Source organism: Collinsella aerofaciens, from assembly GCF_015546965.1.
GTDB lineage: Bacteria > Actinomycetota > Coriobacteriia > Coriobacteriales > Coriobacteriaceae > Collinsella > Collinsella aerofaciens_X.
This window is the reverse complement of sequence record NZ_JADMUF010000004.1, coordinates 153,677-160,558: the sequence shown is the minus strand read 5'-3', so window position 1 is coordinate 160,558 and position 6,882 is coordinate 153,677. Positions and strand designations below refer to the sequence as shown.

Genomic DNA, 6,882 nt, shown 5'->3' with positions numbered 1-6,882 from the left:
GCGGTGTCCCCTCCCTTTCAAGAAAGAGAAGAGGCGGGGCATGCCCCGCCTCTTACACCACATCTCTGCGCGCTACCACCCACCTGAGCAAAAGCGCTCAAGTTCGGTGTTCGGGGACGCCAACCAGTCCGCAATACATGCAAGTTACATCTCCAGCAACCGTTGAACGGACAAAATCGACCGTTCACCCCGTGGTGGTTAGGTGAACGTTCACCTTTTGAGAAGCAATGGATTAGTATAGTGAACGTTCACCTAAAGGATAACGAGCGCGCCGTGCGCCCGCCTTGCCAGCAAAGGGGCTGTTTGATGAAAAACTTTATGGACGATCAGGATTTCCTGCTGAGCACCAAGACCGGCGAGGAGCTGTTCCACAACTTTGCCAAGGGCATGCCCATCGTCGACTACCACTGCCACATTTCCCCCAAGGAGATCTGGGAGGACAAGCGTTTCGAGAACATCACCGAGGTTTGGCTGGGCGGCGACCACTACAAGTGGCGCCTGATGCGCGCCAACGGCGTCGACGAGCGTTTTATCACTGGCGACGCTCCTGCTCGCGAGAAGTTCCAAAAGTGGGCCGAGACCCTGGGTCGCTGCGTCGGCAACCCCGTCTTTGAGTGGAGCCACCTGGAGCTTAAGCGCTACTTTGGCTACGAGGGCGTCCTCAACGGCAAGACTGCCCAGGAGGTTTGGGACCTTGCCAACGCCAAGCTCGCCGAGGCCAGTTTCACCTGCCGCAACCTGATCAAGCAGTCCAACGTCCGCATGATCTGCACTACTGACGACCCCGCCGACAGCTTTGAGTGGCACAAGAAGATTGCAGCCGACGACAGCTTTGACGTTCAGGTCGTTCCCGCCATGCGCCCCGACGCCGCCCTGCGCATCGAGCGCGGCCAGGAGTTTGCCGACTACTGCAAGCGCCTCTCCGAGGTTGCCGGCGTTGAGGTCAGCGACTTCGAGGGCATGAAGGCTGCCATCTCCAAGCGCTACGACGTTGCTCACGAGCTGGGCTGCCGCGCATCCGACCACGCACTTGACTACGTTATGTACGTCCCGGCTACCGCCGACGAGATCGAGGCCATCTTTGCCAAGGGCCTGGCTGCTGAGCCGCTAACCGAGGAGGAGGTCCTCAAGTACAAGACTGCCTTTATGCAGTTCGTTGCCGGTGAGTATGTCGGTCTGGGCTGGGCCATGCAGCTGCACTTTGGGTGCAAGCGCGACAACAACCGCGCCATGTTCGCCAAGCTCGGTCCCGACACCGGCTACGACTGCATCTCCAACTACACGCCGTCCGACCAGCTCGCCGATTTCCTCAACTCCATCCAGGAGACCTGCGGCCTGCCCAAGACCATCCTGTACAGCCTGAACCCCATCGATAACACCATGATCGATACCGTCATGGGCTGCTTCCAGGAGGCTCCGACTGCCGGTAAGATCCAGAACGGCTCCGCCTGGTGGTTCAACGACAACGAGGTCGGCATGCGCGAGCAGCTCACGGCTTTGGCTAACGAGGGCGTGCTGGGCAACTTTGTGGGCATGCTTACCGACTCCCGCTCCTTCCTGTCCTACCCGCGTCACGAGTACTTCCGTCGCGTGCTGTGCAGCGTGATCGGCGAGTGGGTCGAGCAGGGCAAGTACCCGGCCGACATGGAGCTGCTGGGCAGTATCGTGCGCGACATCAGCTACAACAATGCGGTCCGCTACTTTGGCTTTGACCTGGACACCGTCGAGGCCTAAGCCCGCATCGAATCACATCGAACCCTGGGCGCCGTTGCCACACGCGGCGCCCCGTTTTGCTTGCACGCTAACAGACATCTAAGGAGACACATAGATGGAGAACATCAGCTACGATGCGCTCGAGAAGATCGGCTACAAGGGCTATTTGCTGCCCAAGGATGCTCCCGAGAAGGTTCTGCAGTTTGGCGAGGGCAATTTCCTGCGCGCCTTCGTCGACCGCTTCTTTGACATGGGCAACGAGGCCACCGGCTGGAACGGCAAGGTCGTCATGGTGCAGCCCATCAGCGGTGCCTTTGGCTTTGCCGACGGTATCAATGCCCAGGACGACCTGTACACCGTGCTGGTGCGCGGCAAGGAGAACGGCAACACGGTTGACGAGTCCCGCGTGATCAGCGCCTGCAGCCGCTGCCTCAACCCGTATCGCGAGGACGACTATCGCGCCATGATGGAGGTCGCCGTTTCCGACGACCTGGAGATTGTCGTCTCCAACACCACCGAGGCCGGTATCGCCTACGATCCGTCCTGCAAGGCCGACGACATGCCCCCCGCGAGCTTCCCTGCCAAGCTTGCCCAGGTGCTCCATGCCCGCTGGGCTGCCGGCAAGCAGGGCGTCATCGTGCTCGCCTGCGAGCTCATCGACCATAACGGCGAGGAGCTGCTGCGCATCATGAACCAGTACGTGAGCGACTGGGGCTGGGAGGACGAGTTTTCGCAGTGGATGGCCAACGACTGCACCGTCTGCACCACGCTCGTCGACACCATCGTTCCGGGTCGCATCCGCGATCCCAAGGAGGCCGCTGCCGTGGCCGAGCGCTTGGGCTATGAGGATCCATTCTTGGCCGTGCGTGAGCCCTTCCAGATGTGGGGCATCCAGGGTGACGAATCGCTCAAGGAGCGTCTGCCCTTCGTGAAGGCCGGTCTGCCGGGTGTCTTTGTGACTCCCGACGTCACCCCGTACAAAAAGCGCAAGGTCCGCATCCTCAACGGTGCCCACACCGCCTTCGTTCCGGGTTCCTGGGTTGCCGGCTTTGATATCGTGCGCGACTGCATGCATGACGAGACCATTCGCGGCTTCATGAACACCATGCTCTACGACGAGGTCATTCCGACGCTTGCCGCCGACTTGGATGTCGAGGACTGCAAGGCCTTTGCCGCCGCCGTCGAAAACCGCTTCGACAACCCGTTTATTGATCATGCGCTGCTCTCCATCTGCCTCAACTCCACGGCTAAGTGGCGCGCTCGCGACCTGCCCACGCTCAAGGACTACGTTGCCGAGACCGGCAACCTGCCCAAGTGCCTGGCGACGAGCCTCGCTACGCTCATCTCCTTTTACACGCAGGAGCTCGTGTCCCGCGAGGGCGACGGCCTGCACCTGCGTCGCTCCGACGGCACCGAGTACACCGCTCAGGACGACGCCTTCGTGCTCGACTTCTACGCCGCCCATGCCGGCGCCGACGATGCCCAGCTGGTGCACGACGTGCTCACCAACGAGCAGATGTGGGGCGAGGACCTCACGCAGATCGCAGGTCTTGAGGAGTTTGTCGTCAGCGCGCTCGCCGTCGTGCGTGTCGAGGGCGCCAAGCAGGCCTTCGCCAACGCTCAGGCGTAAATTCCCGGTGCAGGCGCCAGACGGCTTGCCCGCGCCTGGACTTCTGCTCAACCTGTAGGGTTAGGACCATTTGTAATGAACACTATCCAGATCAATCCGGCCGATAACGTGATCGTCGCGCTGTCGCCGCTTGCCAAGGGCGCCGCCGTCGCGGTTCCCGGGGTGGGCGAGGTCGTTGCCGCGGAGGATATTCCGCAGGGCCACAAGATGGCCGTGCGTGCCATTGCGGCGGGGGAGGACGTCGTCAAGTACGGTCTTCCTATCGGCCACGTGACGGGCGACATCCAGCCCGGTCAGTGGCTTCATACGCATAACGTCAAGACCAACCTTTCGGGCGAGGTCGAGTACGCTTACAACCCGACACATCCGGTTGTTGAGCCGGTTGAGCCCGAGACCTTTATGGGCTTCCGTCGCGCCGACGGTCGCGCCGCCACGCGCAACGAGCTGTGGATTATCCCCACGGTCGGCTGCGTCAACGAGGTCGCGCGCGCCATGTGCGAGCAGGCTCAGGATCTGGTCGAGGGTTCGCTGGAGGGCGTTTACTACTTCCCGCATCCCTTTGGCTGTTCCCAGACCGGCGCCGACCACGCCCAGACACGCCGTCTGCTGGTGGCGCTTTCGCGTCACGCAAACGCTGCGGGTGTGCTGTTCCTATCGCTCGGTTGCGAAAACTGCACGCACCAGCAGGTGCTCGACGAGCTCGGTGACTTCGATCACGAGCGCGTTCGCTTCCTCACCTGCCAGGATGTAGCCGACGAGCAGGTCGAGGGCCACAAGATCCTGTCCGAGCTGGCCGACCTGGCCAAGCGGGCCAAGCGTGAGCCCATTCCCGCCTCCGAACTGGTCATTGGCCTTAAGTGCGGTGGCTCTGACGGTCTTTCGGGCATTACCGCCAACCCCACGATCGGTCGCGTGAGCGATATGGTCGTAGCCCGCGGTGGCACGTCGGTGCTCACCGAGGTGCCCGAGATGTTTGGCGCGGAGAGCATTCTGCTCGATCGTTGCGAGAGCCAGGACGTCTTTGACGCCGCCTCCGACATGCTCAACGGCTTCAAGGACTACTTCATTAGCCACGGCGAGGTCGTCTATGAGAACCCGAGCCCCGGCAACAAGGATGGCGGCATCACCACGCTCGAGGACAAGAGCTGCGGCTGCGTGCAAAAGGGCGGATCTGCCCCCATCGTCGACGTGCTGCCGTACGCCGGTCAGGCTACCAAGCATGGTCTGAACATGCTGTGCGGTCCGGGCAACGACATGGTATCCACCACGGCCCTGACGGCTGCCGGCTGCCACGTGATCCTGTTCTCGACCGGCCGCGGCACGCCGTTTGGTGCGCCGGCGCCTACGCTCAAGGTGTTCACCAACCAGCGCCTGTGCGACCACAAGGCCAACTGGATGGACTTTAACGCCGGTGTGGTGGCTACGGGCGAGCGTACGCTCGATGAGGCTGCCGGCGATCTGTATCAGCTGGTGCTGGACACGGCGAGCGGCAAGCTTACCAGCGCCGAGCGTCGCGGCTGTCACGAGATCAGCATCTGGAAGGACGGCGTCTGCCTGTAGCGATGACACGTTGAGCGCGTGATTGAATAAGCTGCTGCAAAGACTGGGCGACCCCGCCGAGGACAATCTCGGCGGGGTCGTTTTTCGTTTCTCGTTGCGTTGTCGTGCACGGCTTTTTTGGGGAAGGGTGCCCGGCACCTCCCTCATCTCCAGAGAACAATGAACGTTCACCTAGTTGTTGCGTGGTGCTGAATCGACTTGATAATCAAAAATGCAGGGATTTTTTCATTTTCAGGCCCGTTCAACGGCAAAAAACGACCGTTCAAGGATAATATACAAGTGAACGTTCACCTATTATAAGCAATCGCGCATAATCTAGCTAAACGTTCACCCTGAACGGCATGCAGACAGATGTCGGCGTGGACTCCAGTGTCTTGTTGCAAGACAATCGAGAAAAGAGAGGGAGCTCGATGACTAATAAGATTGGTAAAAAGCGTAAGATCACATTCTGGACGCGCTTGGGCTTTGGTATGGGCGGCATGCTCAATTCCGGTGCCCTGACCTTTACGCACAGCTACATGGTGCTGTTTCTGTCCACGGAGTGCGGCCTGTCCGCAGGCGAGGCTGCACTGATCAGCTCGTTTGCCATCTATGTCAACGCCATTCTTTGCCCGCTGATGAGCTTTGTGGCCGATAACTTCTATGCCACTAAGATTGGCCGTATCTTTGGTCGTCGTCGTTTCTGGATCTTGCTGGCCATCCCGATGATGATCGCCGAGCCGCTCATCTTCGTGGCTACGCCGTTTGGCTTCCCGTACTACTTTGTGCTGTACCTGATCTACAACGTCGCGTACACGTTCTGCACCGCCAACCTGTCGCCGCTTACCATTGAGATGACCGACGACTTTAAGGAGCGTACGTACCTTACCGGCTACAAGCATCTCTTTGGTAACGCCGCCGGCTTCCTGATGGCTGCACTCGTCGGCTTTGGCTTTGGCACCTTCGGCGAGACCAACCCGTTCAGCTACTTCATCATCGCTACGGTCAACGCTTCGGTTATGGCAATCTCGCTGCTCTGCGTGTACCTGTCCACGTGGGAGCACACCCCCGAGGAGGTCGCTCAGGAGAAGATCGAGAGTGTCGGCGAGGGCATCAAGAAGTTCTTTATCGACGTTATCTCCACCTTCCGCAACAAGTCCTTCCGCAAGGTCCTGTATGCACAGGTCTCCACGAAGCTCGCTGCTGCCTGCTGGTCTGCCTGCCTGTCCTTCTTCATCGTCTACTGCCTGCAGATTCCTAAGTCCTACGAGTCCGTGATGGAGATGCCTGGCAAGGTCGTCGCTATCGTCTGCACCGCCATCTGGGTCGCCCTCATGGCCAAGAAGGGCTTCCACAAGTCTTGGTACCTCGCAAATGTCGGTTGCGCTGCGTGCATCATCGCCTACAACTACTTCGCCTTTGGTCAGATCAACGGCACCTCCACGGTCGCCATCGCCATGATCGCCTACCCCGTCATCTTCGCCATCTGGAAGTTCTTCTACGTCGGCTTCCAGTATCTGCCCGATGTCCTGCTCAACTACATCCCCGATGTCGATGAGCTCATCACCCTGCGTCGTCGCGAGGGCATCTACAGCTCCGCGCAGCAGCTCTGCCAGCAGATCGCCCAGGCTATCGCCGTCAACGTATGGGCTATCGTCCTTGCTGCCTCCGGCTTCATTCAGACCGCCGGCAATAGCGACGCCGTGACCCAGCCCGCTACCGTTCCTCTGTATATCTGCGGCTACATGATCATCGGCTGCGCCGGCTTCTTCCTGCTTGCGGCCGTCCTTGCCCGCGGCATCAAGATCGATAAGGAACAGTGCGACATCCTTTGCGACGAGATTCACCGCGTCAAGGAGGGTGGCAAGATGGCCGACGTCAAGCCCGAAGTCAAGGCGCTTTGCGAGGAGCTCTCCGGCTTTAAGTACGAGGACTGCTTTGCCCACAACAACGTTGGCTTCCAGGACGGTAGCGTAACTCCCGCCGAGTAAGGCCGACAT

The 6,882-nt window shown here is 60.2% G+C and carries 4 protein-coding genes; all 4 read left to right on the top strand.

What is annotated here, in order from left to right:
* Positions 1 to 306 precede the first annotated feature (306 nt).
* Positions 307 to 1,734: a glucuronate isomerase gene (gene uxaC / locus I1M21_RS04705; RefSeq protein ID WP_195192626.1), complete on the top strand. Its 1,428-nt coding sequence runs from the start codon at positions 307 to 309 to the stop codon at positions 1,732 to 1,734.
* 94 nt (positions 1,735 to 1,828) lie between these two features.
* Positions 1,829 to 3,343, top strand: coding sequence for a tagaturonate reductase (locus tag I1M21_RS04700; RefSeq protein ID WP_195192625.1), 1,515 nt, complete (start codon positions 1,829 to 1,831; stop codon positions 3,341 to 3,343).
* Positions 3,344 to 3,418: 75 nt separating this feature from the next.
* A complete protein-coding gene (locus tag I1M21_RS04695; protein ID WP_117743190.1) occupies positions 3,419 to 4,903 on the top strand; it encodes a UxaA family hydrolase in 1,485 nt (494 codons plus the stop codon).
* A gap of 410 nt (positions 4,904 to 5,313) precedes the next feature.
* Positions 5,314 to 6,873: an MFS transporter gene (locus tag I1M21_RS04690; RefSeq protein ID WP_195192624.1), complete on the top strand. Its 1,560-nt coding sequence runs from the start codon at positions 5,314 to 5,316 to the stop codon at positions 6,871 to 6,873.
* Positions 6,874 to 6,882 lie beyond the last annotated feature (9 nt).